This is a genomic window from Streptomyces sp. NPDC020884, assembly GCF_044333935.1.
Lineage (GTDB): Bacteria > Actinomycetota > Actinomycetes > Streptomycetales > Streptomycetaceae > Streptomyces.
In genome coordinates, this window is the sequence record NZ_JBIRRY010000007.1 from 429,328 (window position 1) to 451,236 (window position 21,909).

Below are 21,909 nucleotides of genomic sequence, written 5' to 3' on the forward strand. Positions count from 1 at the left end.
AGTTCCTTGTCCTCGGGCCGGGCCGGGCAGGGGTCAGGACAGCCGGGCGGTCGCCGAATGCGCCAGCGCGGTCAGGGCGTTGGCCGCATGCGTCGGTACGTCCAACTCGGCGAGCGCGCCGAGGGCCTCCTCGACCCGCGCCGCGATCATGTTCTCGACGAGGCCGGGGGTCTTCAGCCGTCGCATCACCGTGCGGACCGCGTCCAGACCGTCCTCGTCGAGGTCGCGCCGGCCCAGCAGGGCCCGGAGCCGGTCCCGGTCGTCGGCATCGGCGATCCGCCAGGTCTCCGCCAGCAGGGTCGTGGGCCGGTGACCGCATACGTCGTCGGCGGCGGCCTTGCCGGTGCGCCCGGGGTCTCCGAACAGCCCGAGCAGATCGTCCCTCAGCTGGAACGCCTCGCCCAGCGGCAGCCCGTAGGCGGAGTAGCCCTCGCGCAGCCGTCCGCCGGCCCCGGCCAGGGCGCCGCCGATCAACAAGGGCTGCTCGACCGTGTACTTGGCGGTCTTGTACCGGATCACCTTCAGCGAGGCCTCGGTGTCCGGCTCCGCTCCGGTACGCAGGATCTCCAGGCACTCGCCCGCGATCAGCTCCCGGCCCAGCACCGACCACAACGGGCGGGCCCGGCCCAGATAGGCGGCGGGCAGACCGCTGGTGGCGAACAGCTGCCCGGCCAGCCCCATCAGCAGATCCCCCACCAGCATCGCCAGCGACCTGGCGGCGGCGACGGAACGCGGCCGACGGCGCACGGCACCGCGCAGAGCGATGTGGGCGGTGGGGCGGCCGTGCCGCAGGGCGCTGTCGTCGATGAGGTCGTCGTGCACGACCGCGGCGGCATGGATCAGCTCCAGGGAGGCGGCCGCCCGCACCAGGGCGGCGCTGTCCGGCTGGCCCACCGCCCGCCAGCCCCAGTAACAGAACGCCGCCCGTAACCGTTTGCCGTCCGCGACGACCGCCTCCACCTGCGCGGCCACCGGGGCCAGGGACGGGTCGATCGCCGCGAACAGATCGGCCTCCCGGGCGACGAACGGGTGCAGCACCTCGTCGACCCGGGCCTTGAACGCGGCCGGGTCCCACCGGTCAGACGTCATCGGCGGCCCGCCGGGCAAGGGCGTGCCGGGCCAGGAGCTCCAGATGGGCCGGGGGCGCGGCCGCGTACCGGTCCAGCACCAGCCGCCCGCGCGCCATCAGATCGTGCTCGGCCTCCGCCGCCAGGTCGGCGGCGTCCGAGCGGCGCAGCAACCCCCGTACCGCCCCGAAGGCCGAACCCACCGCGCACACGGCCAGATCGGCCGCCCCCGCCATGAGCAGGACCACCCGCCCGTCCGGATCCCCGCGGCGTCCTGCCTCATGCGTCCTGTCCTGCGCCATGCCACTCCCCACCCCGAAACCGCCGACGGCGCAGGTCACGCGCCCTTTTCCCCAGCATCGCGACGCACCGGGCGCCGGAGGGGCGGAAGTCACGATCGAGTGAGCGACTCGCTCGACCGTACGGTTCTGTGCTGCTGCCGCGAAGAAGCCGGAGGGGAGGACGGTGAGCGCACGGCAGTACGACGAGATGGGCGAGGCGTTCGAGGGGGAGTTGTTCGGCGAAGAGGCCGGGACCGGACCGCGCGGCCGGATTCAGCGACCCGGCCCGGATCCCGCTGGAGGTGTCCGAGGCCGGCCGGCGTTGAGCCGGGCGGCCTGACGCGTCAGGTGGGCCCGCTCGGCGAGGGTGGGGGCCTTGTGGGCGGCCTCCGCGTACAGCCGCGCCGCCGTCACCAGGTCACCGTCGCGCTCGTGGAGATACGCCGCCACCGCCGTGTGCCGGGGCAACGCGTCGCTCAACGCGGCGAGTTCGGCCAGCCCGGCACGCGGGCCGTCGGCCTCGCCGACGGCCACCGCCCGGTTGAGCCGGACCACCGGGCTGTCCGTCAGGCCCACCAGCTCGTCGTACCACTCGACGATCTGCACCCAGTCGGTCTCCTCGGCCGCCCGCGCGTCGGCGTGGAGCGCCGCGACGGCGGCCTGGGCCTGGAACTCGCCCAGCCGGTCGCGGGCGAGCGCCGCCTGAAGGATCTGGACCCCCTCGGCGATCGTCGCGGTGTCCCAGCGGCCCCGGTCCTGCTCGGCGAGCGGCACCAGGCTCCCGTCGGGCGTGGTCCGGGCCGCGCGCCGGGCGTGGTGGAGCAGCATGAGGGCCAGCAGCCCCGCCACCTCCGGATGGTCGATCGCGGCCGCCAGCTGCCGGGTGAGCCTGATCGCCTCGGCGGCGAGGTCGACATCGCCCGAATACCCCTCGTTGAAGACCAGATAGAGGACGCGCAGCACGGTGGTGACATCGCCGGGCTGATCGAACCTCACACCGGAGACGGTGCGCTTCGCCCGGCTGATGCGCTGCGCCATGGTCGCCTCGGGCACCAGATAGGCCCCGGCGATCTGGCGGGTCGTGAGCCCGCCCACGGCGCGCAGCGTGAGCGCGACCGCGGACGACGGCGTCAGCGAGGGATGGGCGCACAGGAAGTAGAGCTGGAGCGAGTCGTCCGCCGCGGGCGCGGGTCCGGGCGCGGGCTCCTCGTCGACGAGGTCCTCCCGCCGCCGCCGGGCGGCCTCCGCCCGGGTCGCGTCCAGGAACCGCCGCCAGGCCACGGTGACCAGCCAGCCCTTCGGATCGCGCGGCCGGTCCTCCGGCCAGACCCGGACCGCCTCGATGAGGGCGTCCTGCACCGCGTCCTCGGCCGCCGCGAAGTCTGCTCCGCGGCGGACGAGGATCGCGAGGACGCTCGGCGTGAGGCTCCGCAGAAGGGCCTCGTTCATCGGGACGTCACTCCGTGACGGTGGGCGGCGCGGTCAGGAACGGGCGCACCTCCAGCCACTCGTGGATCGGCCGCCCGCCCGCTCCCGGAGCGGCCGACAGCTCCCCGGCCAGCTCGACGGCGCGCTCGTGGCCGTCGACGTCGATGATCATCCAGCCGGCGATGAGGTCCTTCGTCTCGGCGAACGGCCCGTCGGTGACCGGCGGGCGGCCCTCACCGTCGTACCGGACCCACGATCCCTCGGGGGCGAGCGCCTGACCGTCGACGAACTCCCCGGTCTTCTCCAGCCGGTCCGCGAAATCCTGCATGTACTGCATGTGCGCCGAGATCTCCTCGGGCGTCCACCGGTCCATCGGTACGTCGTTGACCGCGGCCGGAGCTCCGCGGTAGTGCTTGAGCAGCAGGTACTTGGCCATGGTGTTACTCCTTGGTTCCGTGCGACCCATTCTGGCCGCTCTCACTACGGGGACGGAGCGGGATCCGGGTTCTCGACATCGTCGCCAGAAAACTTCCCGACTTTTTTCGGCGGGCCGCGGACGGGCCCCCGCTCACTGCTCGCGCAGGCCCCACGGGGACCCGTACTCGACGAGCAGATCGAGGAACGGGCGCGGGTCCAGCGCCTCGGCTCCGAGCACCCCCGCGCCGCTCCAGACGCCGTTCGCCACGAGCTCCAGGGCGATCACCGGGTTGATCGCCGTCTGCCACACCACGGCCTGGGAGCCGTACTCCCGCATCGACCACTGGTTGTCGACCACGTGGTAGAGGTACACCTCGCGGGGCGCGCCGTCCTTCGTGCCCTTGACCCAGGTGCCGGCGCAGGTCTTGCCGTGCATGCGGTCGCCGAGCGAGGCCGGATCCGGCAGGCAGGCCGCGACCACGTCACGCGGCGACACGGCGCCGCCGGGCACGGTCACCTTGTCCGTGCGGTCCAGGCCGAGTTTGTGGAGGGTCTTGAGGGTCTCGATGAACTCGTCGCCCAGCCCGTACTTGAAGGTGACCCGCCGGGCCTCCACCCAGCGCGGGATCAGCAGGACCTCCTCGTGCTCGACATTGACGCATTCGACCGGACCGATGCCCTCGGGGAAGTCGAAGACCTCCGGCTCGCTGAACGGAGCCGTGGTGAACCAGCCCCGGTCCTTCTCCCAGACCACCGGCGGGTTCAGACATTCCTCGATGGTGGTCCAGATCGAGAACGACGGGGCGAAGTCATAGCCCTCGACGTCAAGGTTCGCACCGTCCCGAACGCCGATCTCCTCGATCGCGTCGAACAGCTCGTCCGCTGCGTAGCGGGCGAAGACGTCGGAGAGCCCCGGCTCGACGCCCACCCCGACGAGCGCGAGCCGGCCGGCCTTCTCCCACGCGGCGGCGCGCTCGAACTGCCCGTCGCCGAGCTTGACCCCGCACTCCTCGTACGGGCGCTCCGGATGCGGGGAGGAGAGGGACATGGCCATGTCCAGATAGTCGACGCCGGCGGCGAGCGCCGCGTCGAACAACGGCATCACGAACCGGGGGTCGGTGGCGTTCACCAGGATGTCGCACCGCTGCTCGGCGAGGAGCGCGGTGACCGCCGCCCGGTCCGAGGCGTCGACGCGCAGCGCCGTGAACCGGCCCTTCTCCCCGCCGAGCGCCGCTACCGCGGCCTCGGCCCGGGAGAGGTCGTAGTCGGTGACGACCATATGGTCGAAGAACGAGCGGCGGGCGGCGATCCTGGTGATCGCCGTGCCCACGCCACCTGCGCCGACGAGCAGTACGCGCATGGCGGATGTGCCTTTCGTCAGAGGGCCGGGCCGTGCGGGCCGGTGCCCTTGGATTCGTCCATGAAAGGGGCGTACTTGAGTAACGTCAACGCCGTTGGCATAAGGTCGGTCCGAACAGGTGAACGCCGGTGCCGGGACGGAAGAGGTGCTCCGATGGCGAAGGACGTGGTTCCGGAGGAAGGACGTCGGCGCAGGCGGCCGACCAGGCAGGGCGTGGTCGTCACCCAGCACCTGATCGTCGAGACGGCCCTGCGCATGCTCCACGAACACGGCAGGGACGGACTGACCGTGCGACGCCTGGGCGTGGCGCTGGGAGCCGACCCGAGCACGCTCTACCGCTACTTCCGCGGTATCGACGACCTGACCCTGGCGATCGCCGACGAGCTGATCGGACGCGCCATGCGGGGATGGCGGACCGGAGGGGAGTGGCGGAAGGACCTGCGCGAAGTGGGCCTGCGCATCCACACCGCCTACCTCGCCCACCCGGAGGCCGCGGTGCTGACCGCCAGCCGGGTCAGCGGCCGGGCCAACGAGATCGCCGCGGACGAGGCGGTCCTCGGCATCCTGCGGTCGACCGGACTGCCCGACACGGACGTCGTGCGCATCTACCAGGCGTTCGTCGACCAGGCACTCGCCTTTGCCGCGCTGGACGCTGCGAGCCTGGCCCTGCCCGAGGCGGCACGCGCCGCCGACGAGCGGGTCTGGCGCGCCACCTACGCCCGGCTGCCCGCGGAGACCCACCCGAACATCGCCGCCACCGCGCCGCTGCTGGTGGCGAGGATGAACGACAGCGCCTACCCCACAGCCCTGGAGATGCTCCTCGACAGCGCGGAGGCGAGCGTCCGGCGCGTGCGAGGAGCGAGCGGCCCGGACGACGTGGGCGGCGCGGGCGGCGGCTGAGACCGCTCGGACGAGGCCGCAGGCACTCCGCGTGCGGCCCCCGGGACCACGGCGCAGACTGGCCGGAGAGGACAGCATCCCGGAGAGGCCTGGGCCGATGGGTGAGTACGCGGACCTTCCAGGTGTCAGGACCTGGTACGAGACCGAGGGGATAGGCGACCCGCTGGTCCTGCTCCACGGCGGTTTCTGCACCAACGACACCTGGGGCGCGCAGCGCGCCGACCTCGCCGCCGCCTACCGCCTCCTCCTGCCGGAACGGCGCGCCCACGGGCACACGGCCGACGTCGCGGGCCCGCTGACGTACCAGGACATGGCCGAGGACACCGTGGCCTTCCTGGAGCAGGTCGTCGAAGGACCGGCGCATCTGGTGGGCTGGAGCGACGGGGGAGTCGTCGCGCTGCTCGTCGCCATGGCCCGGCCCGACCTCGTGCGCAGGATCGTGGCGATCGGGGCCAACTTCCGTCCCGGCCCCGAGTGCTTCGTCGAGCCGTCGATGCTCGACACGATGACGCCCCAGGGGCCCGACCTAGCCTTCTTCCGGGAGCTGTACGAGCCCGTCGCACCGGACGGCGCTGGCCACTGGCCGGTGGTGGCCGCGAAGGTGATCGAGATGTGGCGCACCCGGCCGACGCTCACGACCGAGGACCTGGCCCGTGTCACGGCGCCCACCCTCGTCATGGTCGGAGACGACGACCTGATGACGCTGGAACACACGACCGCCCTGTACCGCGCGATCCCCGACGCCGAACTGGCCGTCGTCCCCGGCGCCTCCCACCTGGTCCCGCTGGAGAAGCCGACCCTCGTCAACCGGCTGATCCTCGACCACCTCACGCGGGAGCCGGTCGAGACGATGATGCCCATCCGGCGGGCGGCGCACGGCGACACCGCCCCCTGACAGCCGGCTCCGCCGGTCCTGCGCTCACCCGATCCGCAGGACGGCCTCGTCCGCCCCGCGGGCCACGGCCACCGTCTGCGCCTCGGCCTCCAGACCCTTGCGCACCGCGGCGGACAGGGCCGTGAATCCCGTCACCGACACCTCCGCCCGGCGCCCCGCGGCCCGGCCGCGCCAGGTGCCGACGATCTCCGACCCGGCGAGCACGGCCCCCGGCCCGCCGACGGACCGCCAGAGCTCCTTCTGCCGGGTTCTCGCGGGCAGGAGCAGCGAACGGTCCCGCGCCTGGAGGAACGGATCACCCGGCGGAAGCAGCCGAACGGCACGGGCGCGCGGGGCCCCGCGCAGGGCCTCCACCTCGGACTCCGGAAGCCAGGCCGTCCGGCCGTCGACCGCGACCTCGGCGAGCCCGTCCGGCCACACGGGCCTGATCGCGGTCGGCCGCGTCCCGAGGAACGCGGCCACCTCGGCCCGGGTGGCCGGACCGAGGAAACGCAGATACGCCCGCACCAGGCCCTCCGTCCCCGAGGCCGTCGCCGGCACCGGGAAGCGCGAAGCGAGCGGGGCCAGCACCGTCTTCCCCCGGTCGATACCGACCCGCACCGATCCGAAGAGCCCCGCCTGCTGGAAGAGCAGACCGGAGATGTGCCGCGCCTCGCACGGGACGCACCAGTACGTCAGCGACTCCGGAACGGCCGCGCTCACCGCCGTACTGACCTCGCCCTTTCCCAGAGGAGCCGTCACCGTGCCACGGAAGGCCTCCGCGGTGACGCGGAAGGCCGCCAGGCCCAGGTGCGCACCCCCCTTGATCACCGCGGTGTCGATCCGGGCCGTGGCATCGGCGTCGTCGAGCGGCCACAGGGCCTCCGCCAGCGCCGCCAGGTCCGCGCGCCGGTGCAGATGGGGTGCGCCGCGAAAGGACCACACCCGCTCCAGCGGATCGCCGGACGCGCCCCTCGCGGCCAGCGCCACCCGGGCCGAGCCGTTCGGAGTGTCCTGGACACCCAGCGCCAGGACCTCGGGTGCGGGGGAGGCACGGTCGAACCCCTGGGCCGCCACGCGGTACCGCAGCACCTGCTCGCGGCTCACCTCGATCCGGGCGGTGCCGTTCACTCGCTGCCTCCTCGCCTGCGGATGTCCGTACGCTACCGCCGACGGCTCCCGGCCCCCGGAGGACCGCCACCGCTCACGGGCGCAGTTCCACGGTGATGTGCGGGGACAGCGCGCGCAGGAAGTCGGGCGCGTCGAAGAGCTCTCCCGCGGAGACCACGCCGTACCTGCTGGTCCGCCCGGCGAGGACACGCTCGAGTGCCTCCACGACGAGGGGCGCGGTGACGGCGTAGATGTCCTGCCCGCGCGCCACGGCACGCCGTTCGACACCGCCCGAGCGCACGAGGACGTCGACGAGGAAGGTCTGGCCGGACCGCCCGCGCTCGTCCACCGCCGCCGGAGCGGGTGTCTCCGGGGAGGCGATGTCCCGGGCCGCCCCGGCCGTCATGTACGTCCGCACCTCGGGGATGGACAGATGGCTGGGCACGGTCACGACGTCCGCCATCGTGAACTCCCCGATGACCGGTCGGGGGCCCAGGGGGGCCGGGAAGCGCCACTCCAGGGCCGGCGGTGCGTCGCGGCGGTGCTGCAACCGCCCCTCGGTGTAGACGATCCGCCGGTCGCCGCGCCGCTGCCGGGAGACCGCGCCCGCCGTGCGCGTACCGGCGGTGGGGTGCCAGCTGCTCAGCCCGTACGCGATGTGCGCCTCGTCGGCGACGGTCCAGTCGCCCATCGCCGCGGTGGCCAGCAGATCGCCCAGCCCGCCGAAGAAGGCCATCGCCGGGACGATCACCGCTCCCGCCTCCCGTGCCCGGTCGGCGAAGTGCGCGAAGGTGTCGGCGTTGGCCTCGATCTCGGCCGCCACGTCCAGATACGGGATGCCGGCACGCAGAGCCGCTTCGATCACGGGGGCCGCCGTCGTGGCGAAGGGCCCCGCGCAGTTGACGACGGCCGCCGCCCCGGCCAGCGCGCGGTCGAGGGAGGCCGGGTCGTCGACCGACGCCGGACGGGCGTCCTGACCGCTCTCGTGCGCCAGAGCCTCGAGCTTGACGGCGTCCCGTCCGGAGAGAACCGGGACGAAGCCACGCTCCCTCAGCTCCGCCACCACGAACCGCCCGGTGTGCCCGTACGCCCCGAACACCGCCACCTGTCGACCCGATGCCATGAGTTCTCCCCTGTCCGCTCCGCGCCTGACGGCCGGTCCGCCGATGTACGGGCCCCGCCGATCCGGGACCGGCTGAAGCCCTGCGCCCCGTCGGAAACATCCTGGCGAAGAGGGGCCGCTCTCCGCGCCTGTCCGGAACGCCATGCCCCGTACACTTCCGGACATGGCTACTGTCGCCCTGGCCGTCACCGACGGCATGCTCCACTTCGAGCTGGCCCTGGCCTGCGAGGTCTTCGGGCCCGACGCGCCCGGCGGGGCGGACCCCTGGTACCGCCTCTCGCTCTGCGGGCCGAGCGCCGTGCGGGTCGGCCGCTTCCGGCTGGAGCCCGACCACCCACTGGACCGCCTCGCGCACGCCGACACCGTCATCGTCCCCGGCTGGGCCGACGTCGGACAGGACCCGCCGGCCGAGCTGGTCGAGGCGGTGCGCGCGGCACACGAGGCGGGCGCCCGCGTGGCGTCCCTCTGCACGGGAGCCTTCGTGCTGGCCGCCGCGGGCCTGCTGGACGGCGAGCGGGCGACCACGCACTGGGCGCACACCAGGGAACTGGCGGAACGCCACCCCGGGGTCACCGTCGACCCGGACGTCCTCTACGTGGACAACGGAAGCGTGCTCACGTCCGCGGGCAAGGCCGCCGCCATGGACCTGTGCCTGCACCTCGTCCGCCTCGACCACGGCTCGTCGGTCGCCAACACCCTCGCGCGCCGCCTGGTCGTGCCACCGCACCGGGACGGCGGTCAGGCACAGTTCGTCAGCACGCCCGTCCCCGCACCGGACAACCACCCGCTCGCCGCACTCCTCCCCTGGGCGATCCAGCGGCTCGACCACCCGCTGACGGTCCAGGACCTGGCCCGCCAGGCCCGGATGAGCTCACGCAACCTGGGCCGCCACTTCCGGTCGGTGACCGGCACCACTCCGCTGCAGTGGCTTCTCACCCAACGGATCCGCCACGCACAGGAGTTGCTGGAAACCACCGACGACACCGTCGACGCCATCGCGACGGCCACCGGCATGGGCACCGCCACGACGCTGCGCCGCCACTTCAACCGCACGGTCGGCGTGCCGCCGGACCGCTACCGCCGCACCTTCCGCTGACGCTGACGCGACCGCAGCCCCGGCACGGCCCACGGAAACAGGGCGGAGATCAGCGCTGCCCAAGATGTTCGCATTTATGCTGTCTTGATGCGATCTGCTCCTTGGTGGGCCTTGCTCTCCTCCGGGTGTGCCCCTGTGCTTCTGGTCGGTTCCTGGACGATCGCGCAAATGCGCCAAGGCCCGGAGTACGACCCCGCGGGGCAGACCCTGAGCGTGCTGGCCTCCTACGGAGCCGCCGCCTACTGGCTGATGACGGGGATGACGCTGGTCCTGGGGACCTGCTACCTGGTGACGGCGCACGCGCTCCGGCCGGCGGCGTTGGCCGGACGGGTGGCCCTGGCCGGCGGCGGACTGTGCGCACTGGCCCTGACGCTGGTGCCCGTGCCGAGCAGCGGAGGGGCCTTGGAGCACGGGGCCGTGGCCACCCTGGGCCTCGTGCTCCTGACGGTCTGGCCCCCGCTGGCCGCGACCCGGGGCAGGAGGCAGGTGCCGTGGGGGCTGAGGCTGGATGTGTCGCTCGTCGCGAGCGCGTTCATGTGCGCGAGCACGCTGTGGTTCCTGGTGGAACTGCAGAGCGCGAGGGCGCCCGGCATCGCCGAGCGCGTGGTGACGTTCGTCCAGGCGCTGTGGCCGTTCCTGGTCGTCGTCTCCTGCCGGAGAAGCACCGTCTGACGAGCCGTCACCGCAAGAGCGCCGCCCGTCGTGGTGCGTGCTGGGGCCGGAGGCCCGGGACCGGGGCGGCGGCCTGCTGCCGCCGCCCCGGAACCGGACGGTCCGGTGGTGCGGAACGCCCTAGGTGAGCGGCTCCACCCACACATTGCGGTAGCGGATCTTGCTTCCGTGGTCCTGGAGCTTGATCGCCCCGGCCGTCGGGCCCTCGGCCGCCCCGCCGCCGGTCGGACCGTCGACGGCCACGTCGTCGTGGACGGTGACGCCGTTCCACACGACGGTGACCCGGGCGTCCTCCGTCTTCGCTCCCGAGGCGTCGTAACGGGCGGCGCGGAAGGTGATGTCGTACGTCTGCCAGGTCTCCGGGGCCGTGGCGGCGTTCACGTCCGGAGCCTTCTTGGTGTAGATCGCCCCGGCCTCGTTGTCGGCGAGCGTGGTGTCACCGTACGAGTCGAGGATCTGCACCTCGTAGCGCTCCTGCAGGTACACGCCGCTGTTGGCGCGGTCCTGGCCGGTCACGTCCGGCGGGAGGTTCGGCAGCCAGAACTCGACGTGCGCGCGGAAGTCCTGGAAGCCCTGCTTGGTGCGCAGGTCCCCGCCGGCGATCTCCATCTCCTCACCGCTCACCGGCCATTGGGGCGTACGGCCGTCAGGGTGCTGCCAGGCGGCCTGGTCCGTGCCGTCGAAGAGCTGGACGCGCGCCCCCTGGGGATGGACGGTGATCATGTCCAGGTTCACATGGCCGGTGTCACCGCTGTCGTAGGAGTACGTGATGGTGTTGCGGCCCTCGCGCAGCTCCAGCTGTTCGGTCCCCGTCGCCCAGGTCTTCCAGTCGGTGGTGGACAGCAGCTTGATCTGCCGCACCTTCTCCCCGTTGACGTGGACGCTCACGGTCTTGGTGCCGGGAGCCGGGTCCGGCCCGTTGGCGTAGCGCAGCCCCACGTCGTGGGTGCCCGCCTTCCGGGTCTCCACGTCGAAGGTGACCGACGCGCCCTCCTCGCCGAAGTTGTCGACGAAGCCGCCGCCCGAGTAGCCCGCGTGCTCGGTGTCGAAGCCCGCGCCTCCCGCGAGAGCGCCCTCCTCCGCCTCGTACTGGGTGGCCGGGGGCTGGTCGCCCGGCAGCGAGTTGAGCGTGTACCAGGCCTCCGTGCTCCACAGCTCCGTGCCGGCGGCGGAGCTGAAGGGGCGCGGCGAGCGGACGTGGACCACGCGGTTCGCCTTGAGCCCGGGGATGGTCAGCGTGACCTTCTTGCCGTCCTCGGACAGCGTGGCCGCACTGACGTCGAGGGACTCCTCGTCGATCTTGGGGCCGCCGTAGGCGGGGGTCGGGGCGTACGCCCACTGCTCGACCCGGTAGCTCTCGGCGAGCTTCGCTGCCGTCTCCTCGGAGAGCGGCTCCGTGTACTCCAGCTCGAAACCGCCCGGCTTCGCGCGCATCGCCAGGATGTCGAAGGCCTTGTCACCGCTGGGAGAGAGCTTCTGGAGCCCGTAGGTCAGCTTGCCCTCCTGGCCCCAGTTCCCACCGGCGCCGAGGCCGCCGGCGTAGATCGCGCCGTCCGGACCCATGCTGATCCGGTTGACGCCCGCTTCCAGGCCCTGGGTGAAGCGGAAGACCGCGCCCTGGTACTCGCCGTCGACCTTCTCCAGGTACGCGCGCTGGATTCCGCCGTACGTGACGTCCCCGAACAGCATCTGCCCGGCGAATCGGCCCTCCGACAACTGCAGAGGCGTGCTGGGGGAGTTGGCTATCTCGTTCTGCGGCAGCCACAGCACCGGCTTGGTGACCGGCTTCGCGTCGAAGGGGCCCGAGGGGTTGGTGTAGTGGTTGAAGAAGCGGTCCTGCTTGATGTGGAGCAGCTTCGAGGAGGGCAGCCAGCCGCCCTGGTTGTCGAGGACGAACATGTCGCCCTCGGGTCCCCAGCCGATGCCGTTGGGGGTCCGCAGGCCCCCGGCGATGTAGTCGACCTTGCCGGTCTCCTTGTTCACCTTGATGGTCGAACCGCGGTTGGCCGCCGGCTGCGGGTCGGTCGTCGCCCCGCCCAGGTCGATCGCCACGGACAGGTTCAGATAGAAGTAGCCGTCCCGGTAGAGCAGGCCGAAGGCGAACTCGTGGAAGTTGCCGCCGTACGGCCAGGTCGCGACCGTCCGCCGCTCGTCCGTGACGTCGTCGCCGTTGGTGTCGCTGAGCTCGGTCAGTTCGTGCTTCTGGGAGACGTACAGCTTGCCGTCGACGGCCTTGATGCCCATGGGCTCCTTGAGCCCGTCGGCGACCTTCTTGGCGGTCACGCTGCCGGGGTCGGTCTCGCCCTGGACGTTGTCCAGGAGATAGACCTCACCGGTCGTGTTGTCGGTGCCGCCCCAGGTGGTCACGGCGAGCCGGCCGTCGGGCAGCCAGTCCATCGCGGTGACCTGCGGCTCGAAGCCCGCGGGGCGCAGATCGGTGAGCGCGTAGTCCGGGTGCGTCTCGGTCAGGGGCAGCCCGTCGCCGGGGGAGTCGAGGGCTCCCTCGCACTCCTTGCGGCCGGGCGCCGTCACCCGTACGACGTCGGCGTCGGTGCTCAGCACGGAGTTCGGGACGACGGTGAAGTCCCCGGCGCCGGGCGGCTTCCACTCCAGGGTGATCTGCTGGCCGCCGGTGCGGTCGAAGTGGTCGATCCGCAACGCGTGGTGACCGGTCGTCAGGTCGACGGAGCCGTCCTTGGGCTCCGCTCCGTGCAGCCCGTCGTGGTCGATGACGGTGGAGTCGTCGATCCGCAGCAGCGAACCGTCGTCGCTGGTCAGCCGGAAGGCGTACGCGCCGTCCTCGGGAACGGTGAGGTTGGCGGTGACCTGGGAGACGAAGCGGTCCTCGAAGCCGAAGTCGTCCGCCGAGCTCCAGTCGATCTCGGGCATCAGCCTGTCGACGTTCGGCGTCTGTCCGGTCTTGATGTCGCACAACTCGTCGAGGGGGACCTGCACATCGAAGACGCGCAGGGTGACGCCCGGCTCCTGCGGCGGGAGGTCGTCCCGCGGCGCCGGTGCGGCGGCGGCCGGCACGGCGGAGAAGGCGCCGACGAGGAACGCGGAGACCAGCAGACCGGTGAGATGTCTGCGGCAACGGTGGAGCGGCCGTGGATGCATTCTTCCTCCTGGCCCCTCGCAGCGAGGGGCACGTCGCGGCGGTGGGTGGGGCCACCCGGCGCCCGGGGGTGAACGTTCGGCTCGTGCGGTGAGGCAGCGCATGCTCCGGACAGGGGCTCCGGTGGCTGCGCCGAGAACAGTAGGAGGCTTCTACCGGCGGCGTCCATACTTCGTCACCACAGTGTTCAAAGTTCGCCGTTGATAATGCAAAGTGCTCAAACCCCTTGTCGCACAAGGCATCTGACTGTCGGTGAGTGGCGATAGGAGCCCTTGGTCGGCGCGAGGCGGCCGCTCGGACGCCGCGCCGGCTCCTGATGGCAGTCACTGTCATCGAAGTGTTATGGTTGATGTCAGTCCATGACATCGACAGGAATGGTGAGGAGCTCTCATGCGTGTATTCGTCACCGGCGCATCGGGATGGATCGGCTCGGCCCTGACCCCGGAGCTGATCGCGAACGGACACCACGTCCTCGGCCTGGCTCGCTCGGCGTCCTCGGCCACCGCCCTCACCTCGGCGGGCGCCGAAGTGATCCGCGGATCACTCGACGACCTGGACACCCTGCACGCCGCGGCCTCGGCCGCGGACGGGGTCATCCATCTGGCGTTCAAGCACGACCTCGCCTTCACGGGCGACTTCAGAAGTGCCGTCGACGCCGACCGCAGGGTCGTCGACACGATCGGCAGGGCGCTCGCCGGCTCCGGCAAGCCCTTCGTCGTGACGGGCGGAACGCCGGCCGTCGCGGGAAGGGTCGCGAGCGAGGAGGACGGGCTCGGGACCGACTCCGACGCGGCGGCCGAGGAGAATACCCCCTCGGACCGCGCGGCCGTCGACCGCCTGGCGGTGGGGCTGGCGCGGCAGGGCGTGCGGTCATCGGTCGTACGGCTCCCGCGGACGAATCACGGCGAGGGCGACAGCGGCTTCATCGCGAACCTGATCGCCGTGGCCCGCCGCACCGGCGTCTCCGGTCATGTCGGCGACGGAAGCAGCCGCTGGCCGGCCACGCACCGGCTGGACACCGCGCGCGCGTTCCGTCTGGCCCTGGAGAAGGCGCCCGCCGGCTCGGTCCTGCACGCCGTCGCCGAGGAGGGCATCGCCACCCGCGACATCGCGGAAGCCATCGGCCGGCACCTGGGCCTGCCGGTCACGTCCAGGGAGCCCGAGCACTTCGGCTTCCTGGGAATGATCCTCGCGGTCGACCAGCCCGCCTCCGGCATCCGGACGCGAGAGATCCTCGGATGGGAGCCCACACACGCGACCCTGCTCGACGACATCGACGCGGGCCACTACTTCCGTCAACCCACGGCCCAGGAGCTCTGACCGCAGGGGTGCCGGCCCGGCCGTTCAGGGCCTGTTGACGATGCCCGTCAGTGCCTGGAGCGACTCGTTCATGAACTGCCCGAAGTCGGCATCGGAAGAATCGTCACCGATCCAGCGGACGAAACAGATCTTGAGGACAGCCGTTCCCACCTCGGCCGCCAGGGCCGCCTCGAGATCCGGGACGCCGCGCTCCCGCAATGCCCGAGTGAGTCCGTCGGACACGGACGCGAGCTTGATCAGCTCGCGTTCCCGCAGGTCCGCATGGGCGTCGATGACCGCCTGCCGCCGCCGCGCCAGTTCGTGACGGTCGCTCATGAGGGCGGGCAGCGAATGGAGCGCCGCGGCGACGGCCTCCATCGGCCCCTGCCCCGCGGGAACCTCCCGCAGAGCCGCCACGAGAGCGGCCTCCAGCGGCTGCGACTGCGGGAAGAGGACTTCGCGCTTGTCGGTGAAGTGGCGAAAGAAGGTCCGCTCGGTGAGGCCCGCCTGCTGCGCGATCTGCTTCACCGTGGTCTGCTCGTAGCCGACATCGCTGAACAGCTCCAACGCCGCCTGTTCCAGCCGACCTCGCGCGTCCGGCGCCCACCGTCCCATGGTCCCTATCCTACGTGATGACAGTTGCTGCCATGGCCCACCGCGCCCCGGGGACGAAGTGGCCCGGGGGCGGAGTGGCCCGGGGACAGGGGAGGGGTCAGCCCGCCCCGCCGTCGAGCAGCCTGCTGTAGCGCAGCCGCCACGCCCGCTCCGTACTCGCCGCGGCGGCACAGCCTCCGATCGCGAGGGTGAGCCACCCCGGCAGATCGAGGGGCGAGGTGTGGCTCCCGAACCTCCGGGCGATGGGCGGCACCTGGGTGACCGGCTCGATGAGCTGGAAGACGAGAAGCGTCAGGGCGACGACGAGCACCATCGACGACAGAGCGCCGATCAGGCGGCTCAGCGCGGGATGCGCACGCTCGAGATACGCGCGACGGCCCTCGGCGGAATCGCGGTCCGGGACGAGCTGGGACGCAACCCCGCCGGTGGTGACGTAGTGACACCGCTTGAGCCCGAAGGAACTCATCGCCACCTCGACCGTGCCGCCCGGGACGGGGAAGGCGGCCGGAAGTCCGGCACGGGCATGCTGCCTGCCGTCGAGGTACAGATGGGCCTTGACCTGGCCGGACGTCTGATTCTGCCCATGCCTGACGTCGACGGCGTAGACCGTCTGCCGACCGTCACTGTGCGTCAGCCGAAGATAGAACAGTGCGCGGAAGAGCACCTGCCACCATCGAAAACGCTTCAACGCCCGCCCGTCCCCGGGTTCGACCCGTTGCAGGGCCCGACGCCGCCGCCACTCCTTGAACATCCCATCCCTCCGTTTACTCGCCCGGCTCCGCCGCGCAGGCGAGGTCCCGCGCCGGGCGCTGCCCGGTGGTCAGGAACGCCGTCACCGCTCCGTTCGCACAGGTGTTGCCGCCGAACGGATAGACGCCGTGTCCGCCCTGGTCGGCCGTCACCATGACGGCCCGCTGACCCAACGCCCGTCGCAGCTCCCGGGCGCCGGCCAACGGTGTCCCCGGGTCGCGCTCGTTCTGCACCATCAGCACGTTCGACGGCCCCCGGTCACCGATCCGCACCGGCGGCTCGACCCGCTCGGCCGACCAGAACGCGCACGGCCCGATGCTCGCCGTGGAGCCACCGAGCATCGGATACCGCAGCCGGTCGACCACGACATTGCGCTGGTACTCCCGGACCGTCTCCGGCCAGCGCGCATCACCGCAGATCACGGCGAAGCGCGCCGCCATGAGGTTCTCCAGGCCCGGCGGCAGCGGAGGAGAAGGCGGCAGCGGCCGGTCCGTGTCGACCGCCTGCCAGAACTCCGCCAGGTGCGGCATGAGGACATCGGCATAGAGACGTTCGAACGTGACCCCGCGGAACGCCGTCCCGTCGACGCCTTGGACCGGCTTCTCCTCCAACCGCTTCGCGAGGTCGAAGTACTTCGCGGTCACCTGCTCCGGCGTGGTGCCCAGACCGTACTCGGGGTGCGCGGCCGCGAACGCGGCGAAGTCCGGGAACCGGTCCTCCATCCCACGGGCGAACAGCCGCATCGCCGTGACGTCGTAGCCACCGGGACCCAGGTTGCTGTCGAGCACGACCCGGTCGCTGCGCCGGGGGAACATCGTCGAGTACACCGCACCGAGGTAGGTGCCGTAGGAATGGCCGAGGTAGGAGACCTTCGGCTCGCCCAGCGCCGCCCGGATCCGGTCCATGTCGCGCACGGTGTTCGCGGTGGTGACGTGCGGCAACATCGACGCGGTCCGCGAGGTGGCGCACTGCCTCGCGACGGTCCGCGCATACCCCGCCTCCCGCGCGACGTCGGCCGCGGTGTGCGCGTAGGGAGCGAAGTTGCCGCGGTACTGCTGCTCCTGCGTCAGATCGCAGGTCACCGGAGCGCTGCGGCCGACGCCACGGGGGTCGAAGCCGATCACGTCGTAGGAGTCCAGCACCTCCGGGGGCAGCCCCGAGGCGGCGAGGACGGCCGGATAGTCGAGCCCCGAACCCCCGGGGCCGCCCGGATCGGTCAGCAGCACGCCGCGGCGCTTCGACGGGTTCTCGCTCGCCAGCCGGGAGATCGCTATAGCGATCCGGCGGCCGTCCGGGTGCCGGTAGTCCAGCGGGACGTCGAGCGTCGAGCACTCCAGGCGGGGGGACGTGACCTCCTCGGGGCACGGGCCCCACCGCACGGGGCCCGGACCCACGCCCACGGTGTCCGCAGTCGCCGCCACGGACGCTCCCGGCATGGCGGTCGCCACCGCCACCGCGCCGGTGGCGAGGGCGAGGGACAGGGATTTACGCATCTGATGTCCTCCAGAAAGAGGGCGCACGGGGCGCCGGAAAGTGCGGGCTCGCAGCCGCCCGCCGCTGGCTGTGTGACGTAGCCGGTCGTCAGGGCCGCCTCGGCCCTGACGCCCCTATCTCCTCGGTGGCGCGGACGAGGGGGCCCGTTGCTCCGGACCTGTTCGGGACGTGTCCCGGCCGCGGACCACCCGGTCGTGGCCGCCGGTCCGCTCGATGGCCGACTCCCGGCGGATGTGCGCCCAGCCGCCGGACACCACGGAGAGCAGCGCGACGAGCCCGAGGAGCCCCATCCGCCCGGCGGGGCCGCCGGGGACCCAGCCGACGAGACCCCACAGCGGCTCGGCGTCCCGGTCGAGCAGACCGCGGATCAGCGCCTGTGAGGCCAGCACGGTCAGCACCATCCCGCCCGCCTCGAGCACCACCAGGCCACGCTCACGCATCGTGTTCTCTCACTCCCACGTCCGGTCGTCTCGGTACGTGGACGAGTCTGTCCGTGCGGTGTGTCCGGGCACATCGGCCCCGCGGCCCGAAGCCGGACCGACCAGCGGTGAGGCGCCGCTACGACTCCGGTCTAGGGCGCATCCGCCCTGGGGCTGACTCACCGGCCCTGCGGCTTCGCGATACTGAACGGGTGAACACGGACGGCGCGCCACGGCTCGGATGGTGGCAGCAGACCTGGCGGCTGGCGGCGGCCGGGGCGGTGAGCGTGCCGATCTGGCTCTATGTGGGTGTGCTGCTGCACGGGCAGGACGCCGGACCGGGCCCCTGGTTCCGCATCGGTGATCCGCTCGTGGCCCTCGCCTGCCTGACGGCGCTGTTGTGGCGGCGACGGTTCCCGCTCGCCGTCGCCATGACGGTCGCGATCGCCTCGACCGCGTCGGCGCTCGCCACCGGCGCCGCCCTGGTGGCGCTGGGCTCGATCTCCACCCGCCGCCGCCCGGTGGAGATCGGGGCCGTGGTCCTGGCCTACGTGACCGCGTCACAGTTCGCGGGCGGGTTCTACCCGATCCAGAACCCGCCGGACACCTTCTGGTTCCAGCTCACCCTGCCGGTCCTCACCGCCGGCATCGCGGTCGCCGTGGGCATGGCCATCGGCGCGCGCCGTGTCGAGGTGCGGTCCCTGCGCGACCGCGCCGAGAGCGCGGAGCGGGAACAGGCGGCACGAGCCGCGCAGGCCCGGGTCCAGGAGCGCAACCGGATCGCCCGCGAGATGCACGACGTACTCGCGCACCGGATCTCCCTGGTCGCCATGCAGGCCGGAGTGCTGGACCACCGCGGCGACCTCAGGGCCGAGGAGAACCGCGTGCTGGTCCGCTCCATCGCCGAGGGATCCCACCAGGCTCTGGAAGAACTGCGGGACGTCCTCGGCGTGCTCCGGGCGGACCCGGGCCACCCCGAACCACCGCAGCCCTCCCTCGACCGCCTCCCCGACCTGGTGGCCGACGCCCGCGCGTCCGGCCTGGACGTCACCCTGCGCACCGAGGTGACGGGAACACCGGCCGACGTCGTGGGACGGACCTGCTACCGGGTCGTCCAGGAAGGACTCACCAACGCCGCCAAACACGCTCCGGGCGCCCCCGTCCACATCACGGTCGCAGGCACCGCGGGCGACGAACTCGGCGTCAGCGTCCGCAATGCCCCGGCCACCTCGAGAACCGCCCAGCCACCGCCTGCCTCGGGATTCGGCCTGCTCGGCCTCACCGAACGGGTCGACCTCGCCGGCGGAACCCTCCACCATCGCCCCACATCCGACCACGGGTACGTCCTCACCGTACGACTGCCCTGGCCGGCCCCCACCCATGAGAAGAGAACCTGAGTGGACAGCGAGCGGAAACCGGTGCGGGTCGTCATCGTCGACGACGACCAACTGGTGCGCATGGCCTTGCGTCTGGTCATCGACGGCGAACCTGACCTGACCGTCGTCGCGGAGGCGGCCGACGGGAAGGCCGCGATCACCGTGGTGGACGAACAGCGGCCGGACGTCGTGCTGATGGACGTACGGATGCCGGTCCTCGACGGACTCAGCGCGACCCGTGAGCTCCTCGCCCGGCCGGCGCCGCCCCGGGTGCTCATGCTGACGACGTTCGACTCCGACGACCTGGTGCTCGGCGCCCTGCGGGCCGGAGCCCTCGGATTCGTCCTCAAGGACACCCAGCCGTCGCGGATCCTCGACGCCGTCCGGACCGTCGCGGACGGCGATTCCGTGCTGTCCCCGGCCGCCACGGCACGGGTGATCGCAGCGGCCACCGGTCCGCGGTCCTCCCACACCCGCGACGCGACCCGCCGGGCCGCGCGGGACCGGCTGTCGGCACTGACCGAACGGGAACGCGAGACCGCCGGGGCCATCGCGGACGGTCTGGGAAACCCGGAGATCGCCGAGAGGCTCCATATCAGCGTCGCGACCGTCAAGGCACACACCAGCAGCCTGTTCTCCAAATTGGCGGTCCATAACCGAGTACAGATCGCCCTGCTGGTCCGCGACGCGGAGGAATGACCCCGCAACACCCCGTGCGGGCCGGTTCGCACGGGAGCTGTGCGAACAACCAAGGAAAAGAGGGACCTCCCCCAGCCGCCTTCCGCTTCTGGCTCACCGGAGGCTTGCGGCACGACCCGGGTGACGGCACGGAATCGTGCGCACCCGGCGTGGAACCACTCCTGGCCGGGGCGCCCCCGGCCAGGAGGCTCACCGACGGGATCCCGGCGGCGGCCCGGCCTTCGACCTCACGACGACCCCACCGTGCGGGCCCACGCACCACAGCCGGGCCCCGGAGTCCCGCACGCCACCGAATTTCTCGGCTGAGGCAATGCGGGGCGAGTCAGCGGGCAGAAGCCTCCTCAACTTTTGGAGGTCGTGGTGGTGTGTGATCGGATCGGACTGGCTGAAGTGCTGGCGGCGGCGGAGGTTGCCGCCCCGGTGGACTCGCTCGATGTCGTGGCGCGCAACCTGCGTACCCGGTTCGGAGCGCGGTACGTGTCGTTCCTGTTCGTCGACGTGGTGGGCAGACGTCTGCTGCGGGTCAACGACACGGTCGGCATCTCGCAGGAGCACGGGGCCGAGCGAGTCCCCCTCGCCGACAGCGGCATCTACGACAAGGTGCTGCGCGCCCAGAAGCTGGTGCGGGTGGAGGAGGACGGGCCGGGCCAGCGGGTGCTCGCGCCGGTGACCAACCGAGGTGACACCATCGGTGTGCTGGAGCTGTTCCTCGACGTCGTGACCGAGGACGTGCTGGAGCAGGTCGAGGAGGCCGCGCACGCGCTGGCGTACATCATCGTCACCGACCGGCGCTTCACCGACCTCTACCACTGGGGCAACCGCACCACGCCGGTCAGTCTGGCGGCGGAGATCCAGCGCCAGCTTCTCCCCTCCGCCCCCTCCTGCGACGCAGCCGAGTTCGCCCTCGCCGGAGCTCTGGTCCCGGCCTCCGACATCGCCGGCGACACCTACGACTACAGCCTCGACAACAACGCCCTGCACCTGTCCGTCACCGACGCCATGGGCCACGACGTCGACGCCTCCCTCACCGCCACCCTCGTCGTGAACGCCTCCCGCGGTGCCCGCCGCGCCGGAGCCGACCTCACCGAACAAGCCCGCCAAATGCATCAAGCCCTCCTCGACCACGGACGCCACACCTTCGCCACCGGCCAGCTGCTGCGCATCGCCCTCGACGGGAGCCGTGCCCAGCTCGTCAACGCCGGTCATCCCGGGCCGCTGCGGCTGCGCGACGGCACGGTCGAGGAACTGGGCCTGGCCGTCAACATGCCCTTCGGCTTCTCCCCGCAGGGCTCCTACCAGGAACAGGACATCGACCTGCGCCCCGGTGATCGTCTCGTGCTGTACACCGACGGCATGCAGGAGCGCGAAGCCGAGACGGTCGACCTGCCCGGCCTCCTGCTCCGGACCGCCGCTGAGCACCCGCGGGAGGTCGTCCGTACCTTGGTGACCGCGGTCGCCGACGCCTACGGTGGCCGGCCGCCCAAGGACGACGCCACCGTTCTGTGCCTGGACTGGCACGGCCCCCGCCGGAGGTAATCCGCTCGAACACCTAACGAGTGCCCCGACCCCGACGGATCCGCCGACTCCCACCAGCGCGAACTCGACGGGCGCATCCGACAGCTCAAGCCGGACAGCGCCCGAGCCTGAGAGCCGCGCGGCGGCGTCCGGCCAGAAGCCGACGGACCTTACCGCCACTCAGGTGGGAGCAGCGGACAGGACCGGGTCCGGGAGCGGACAGCGGGATACGGTCGGGCAGTAAGCACCCCGCCCGGTCCTCCGGTGCGGAGGACATCGGCTTCCCTGGCACAGCGAGG

20 protein-coding genes are annotated in these 21,909 nt (G+C 72.0%); 8 read left to right on the top strand and 12 right to left on the bottom strand.

Translation table 11 applies throughout. The annotated features are described in order from the left end of the window. Positions 1-33 precede the first annotated feature (33 nt). From ACH4UK_RS23390 to ACH4UK_RS23410, 5 genes are all read right to left on the bottom strand, one after another. Positions 34-1,089, bottom strand: coding sequence for a polyprenyl synthetase family protein (locus ACH4UK_RS23390; protein WP_398359158.1), 1,056 nt, complete (start codon positions 1,087-1,089; stop codon positions 34-36). Then, complete coding sequence (locus ACH4UK_RS23395; RefSeq protein WP_398359160.1) at positions 1,079-1,369, bottom strand: polyprenyl synthetase; 291 nt, start codon at positions 1,367-1,369, stop codon at positions 1,079-1,081. Before ACH4UK_RS23395 ends, ACH4UK_RS23390 begins: the two co-directional genes overlap by 11 nt. A gap of 252 nt (positions 1,370-1,621) precedes the next feature. Next, on the bottom strand, positions 1,622-2,797 hold the full coding sequence (locus ACH4UK_RS23400) for an RNA polymerase sigma factor (RefSeq protein WP_398359162.1): 1,176 nt from the start codon (positions 2,795-2,797) through the stop codon (positions 1,622-1,624). A 7-nt stretch (positions 2,798-2,804) separates the two neighbouring features. Continuing rightward, the gene (locus tag ACH4UK_RS23405; RefSeq protein WP_398359163.1) at positions 2,805-3,212 is read right to left on the bottom strand and encodes a YciI family protein; all 408 of its coding nucleotides are present in this window, start codon (positions 3,210-3,212) and stop codon (positions 2,805-2,807) included. A gap of 132 nt (positions 3,213-3,344) precedes the next feature. After that, positions 3,345-4,553: a saccharopine dehydrogenase family protein gene (locus ACH4UK_RS23410; protein ID WP_398359165.1), complete on the bottom strand. Its 1,209-nt coding sequence runs from the start codon at positions 4,551-4,553 to the stop codon at positions 3,345-3,347. 153 nt (positions 4,554-4,706) lie between these two features. On the opposite strand from ACH4UK_RS23410, the gene ACH4UK_RS23415 reads away from it, so the two are divergent. Together ACH4UK_RS23415 and ACH4UK_RS23420 are read left to right on the top strand one after the other, a co-directional pair. After that, positions 4,707-5,453: a TetR/AcrR family transcriptional regulator gene (locus ACH4UK_RS23415; protein WP_398359167.1), complete on the top strand. Its 747-nt coding sequence runs from the start codon at positions 4,707-4,709 to the stop codon at positions 5,451-5,453. A gap of 97 nt (positions 5,454-5,550) precedes the next feature. Next, the gene (locus ACH4UK_RS23420; protein WP_398359169.1) at positions 5,551-6,348 is read left to right on the top strand and encodes an alpha/beta fold hydrolase; all 798 of its coding nucleotides are present in this window, start codon (positions 5,551-5,553) and stop codon (positions 6,346-6,348) included. A gap of 24 nt (positions 6,349-6,372) precedes the next feature. Here ACH4UK_RS23420 and ACH4UK_RS23425 read toward each other — a convergent pair whose 3' ends face one another. Beyond that, a complete protein-coding gene (locus ACH4UK_RS23425) occupies positions 6,373-7,458 on the bottom strand; it encodes a DNA glycosylase AlkZ-like family protein (protein WP_398359171.1) in 1,086 nt (361 codons plus the stop codon). Positions 7,459-7,531: 73 nt separating this feature from the next. Then, entirely contained in the window at positions 7,532-8,560 is a 1,029-nt protein-coding gene (locus tag ACH4UK_RS23430; RefSeq protein ID WP_398359173.1) for a saccharopine dehydrogenase family protein, read from the bottom strand. A gap of 163 nt (positions 8,561-8,723) precedes the next feature. Between ACH4UK_RS23430 and ACH4UK_RS23435 the strand changes: the two genes are divergently transcribed. Both ACH4UK_RS23435 and ACH4UK_RS23440 read left to right on the top strand, forming a co-directional pair. Continuing rightward, positions 8,724-9,656, top strand: a complete 933-nt coding sequence (locus ACH4UK_RS23435) for a helix-turn-helix domain-containing protein (RefSeq protein WP_398359175.1) — start codon at positions 8,724-8,726, stop codon at positions 9,654-9,656. Between the two features lie 87 nt (positions 9,657-9,743). Continuing rightward, the gene (locus ACH4UK_RS23440) at positions 9,744-10,328 is read left to right on the top strand and encodes a DUF998 domain-containing protein (protein WP_398359177.1); all 585 of its coding nucleotides are present in this window, start codon (positions 9,744-9,746) and stop codon (positions 10,326-10,328) included. Between the two features lie 120 nt (positions 10,329-10,448). Here the strand turns inward: ACH4UK_RS23440 and ACH4UK_RS23445 are convergent, their stop codons facing one another. Beyond that, positions 10,449-13,445: a family 16 glycoside hydrolase gene (locus tag ACH4UK_RS23445; RefSeq protein ID WP_398359179.1), complete on the bottom strand. Its 2,997-nt coding sequence runs from the start codon at positions 13,443-13,445 to the stop codon at positions 10,449-10,451. Positions 13,446-13,833: 388 nt separating this feature from the next. Here ACH4UK_RS23445 and ACH4UK_RS23450 point away from each other — a divergent pair, with 388 nt between their 5' ends. Then, complete coding sequence (locus ACH4UK_RS23450) at positions 13,834-14,763, top strand: SDR family oxidoreductase (RefSeq protein ID WP_398359181.1); 930 nt, start codon at positions 13,834-13,836, stop codon at positions 14,761-14,763. Positions 14,764-14,787: 24 nt separating this feature from the next. On the opposite strand, the gene ACH4UK_RS23455 is transcribed toward ACH4UK_RS23450, so the two are convergent. The 4 genes from ACH4UK_RS23455 to ACH4UK_RS23470 all read right to left on the bottom strand — a co-directional run bounded on the left by ACH4UK_RS23455 (position 14,788) and on the right by ACH4UK_RS23470 (position 18,041). Further along, positions 14,788-15,357: a TetR/AcrR family transcriptional regulator gene (locus ACH4UK_RS23455; RefSeq protein WP_398359182.1), complete on the bottom strand. Its 570-nt coding sequence runs from the start codon at positions 15,355-15,357 to the stop codon at positions 14,788-14,790. A 97-nt stretch (positions 15,358-15,454) separates the two neighbouring features. Then, entirely contained in the window at positions 15,455-16,108 is a 654-nt protein-coding gene (locus ACH4UK_RS23460; protein WP_398359184.1) for a hypothetical protein, read from the bottom strand. 13 nt (positions 16,109-16,121) lie between these two features. Beyond that, positions 16,122-17,600 (bottom strand): alpha/beta hydrolase, encoded by a 1,479-nt coding sequence (locus ACH4UK_RS23465; RefSeq protein WP_398359186.1) that lies wholly within the window; start codon positions 17,598-17,600, stop codon positions 16,122-16,124. A gap of 114 nt (positions 17,601-17,714) precedes the next feature. Continuing rightward, the gene (locus ACH4UK_RS23470) at positions 17,715-18,041 is read right to left on the bottom strand and encodes a hypothetical protein (protein ID WP_398359188.1); all 327 of its coding nucleotides are present in this window, start codon (positions 18,039-18,041) and stop codon (positions 17,715-17,717) included. Between the two features lie 191 nt (positions 18,042-18,232). On the opposite strand from ACH4UK_RS23470, the gene ACH4UK_RS23475 reads away from it, so the two are divergent. From ACH4UK_RS23475 to ACH4UK_RS23485, 3 genes are all read left to right on the top strand, one after another. Beyond that, positions 18,233-19,417, top strand: a complete 1,185-nt coding sequence (locus ACH4UK_RS23475) for a sensor histidine kinase (protein ID WP_398359189.1) — start codon at positions 18,233-18,235, stop codon at positions 19,415-19,417. After that, positions 19,418-20,095: a response regulator gene (locus tag ACH4UK_RS23480; protein ID WP_398359191.1), complete on the top strand. Its 678-nt coding sequence runs from the start codon at positions 19,418-19,420 to the stop codon at positions 20,093-20,095. Positions 20,096-20,455: 360 nt separating this feature from the next. Continuing rightward, a complete protein-coding gene (locus tag ACH4UK_RS23485) occupies positions 20,456-21,631 on the top strand; it encodes a PP2C family protein-serine/threonine phosphatase (RefSeq protein ID WP_398359193.1) in 1,176 nt (391 codons plus the stop codon). The last annotated feature ends 278 nt before the right edge of the window (positions 21,632-21,909 follow it).

Bases quoted from the DNA above. Each gene is read 5' to 3' on its own strand.
- ACH4UK_RS23390 (WP_398359158.1), bottom strand. From the start codon at position 1,089: ATGACGTCTGACCGGTGGGACCCGGCCGCGTTCAAGGCCCGGGTCGAC.
- ACH4UK_RS23395 (WP_398359160.1), bottom strand. From the start codon at position 1,369: ATGGCGCAGGACAGGACGCATGAGGCAGGACGCCGCGGGGATCCGGAC.
- ACH4UK_RS23400 (WP_398359162.1), bottom strand. From the start codon at position 2,797: ATGAACGAGGCCCTTCTGCGGAGCCTCACGCCGAGCGTCCTCGCGATC.
- ACH4UK_RS23405 (WP_398359163.1), bottom strand. From the start codon at position 3,212: ATGGCCAAGTACCTGCTGCTCAAGCACTACCGCGGAGCTCCGGCCGCG.
- ACH4UK_RS23410 (WP_398359165.1), bottom strand. From the start codon at position 4,553: ATGCGCGTACTGCTCGTCGGCGCAGGTGGCGTGGGCACGGCGATCACC.
- ACH4UK_RS23415 (WP_398359167.1), top strand. From the start codon at position 4,707: ATGGCGAAGGACGTGGTTCCGGAGGAAGGACGTCGGCGCAGGCGGCCG.
- ACH4UK_RS23420 (WP_398359169.1), top strand. From the start codon at position 5,551: ATGGGTGAGTACGCGGACCTTCCAGGTGTCAGGACCTGGTACGAGACC.
- ACH4UK_RS23430 (WP_398359173.1), bottom strand. From the start codon at position 8,560: ATGGCATCGGGTCGACAGGTGGCGGTGTTCGGGGCGTACGGGCACACC.
- ACH4UK_RS23435 (WP_398359175.1), top strand. From the start codon at position 8,724: ATGGCTACTGTCGCCCTGGCCGTCACCGACGGCATGCTCCACTTCGAG.
- ACH4UK_RS23440 (WP_398359177.1), top strand. From the start codon at position 9,744: ATGCGATCTGCTCCTTGGTGGGCCTTGCTCTCCTCCGGGTGTGCCCCT.
- ACH4UK_RS23445 (WP_398359179.1), bottom strand. From the start codon at position 13,445: ATGCATCCACGGCCGCTCCACCGTTGCCGCAGACATCTCACCGGTCTG.
- ACH4UK_RS23450 (WP_398359181.1), top strand. From the start codon at position 13,834: ATGCGTGTATTCGTCACCGGCGCATCGGGATGGATCGGCTCGGCCCTG.
- ACH4UK_RS23455 (WP_398359182.1), bottom strand. From the start codon at position 15,357: ATGGGACGGTGGGCGCCGGACGCGCGAGGTCGGCTGGAACAGGCGGCG.
- ACH4UK_RS23460 (WP_398359184.1), bottom strand. From the start codon at position 16,108: ATGTTCAAGGAGTGGCGGCGGCGTCGGGCCCTGCAACGGGTCGAACCC.
- ACH4UK_RS23465 (WP_398359186.1), bottom strand. From the start codon at position 17,600: ATGCGTAAATCCCTGTCCCTCGCCCTCGCCACCGGCGCGGTGGCGGTG.
- ACH4UK_RS23470 (WP_398359188.1), bottom strand. From the start codon at position 18,041: ATGCGTGAGCGTGGCCTGGTGGTGCTCGAGGCGGGCGGGATGGTGCTG.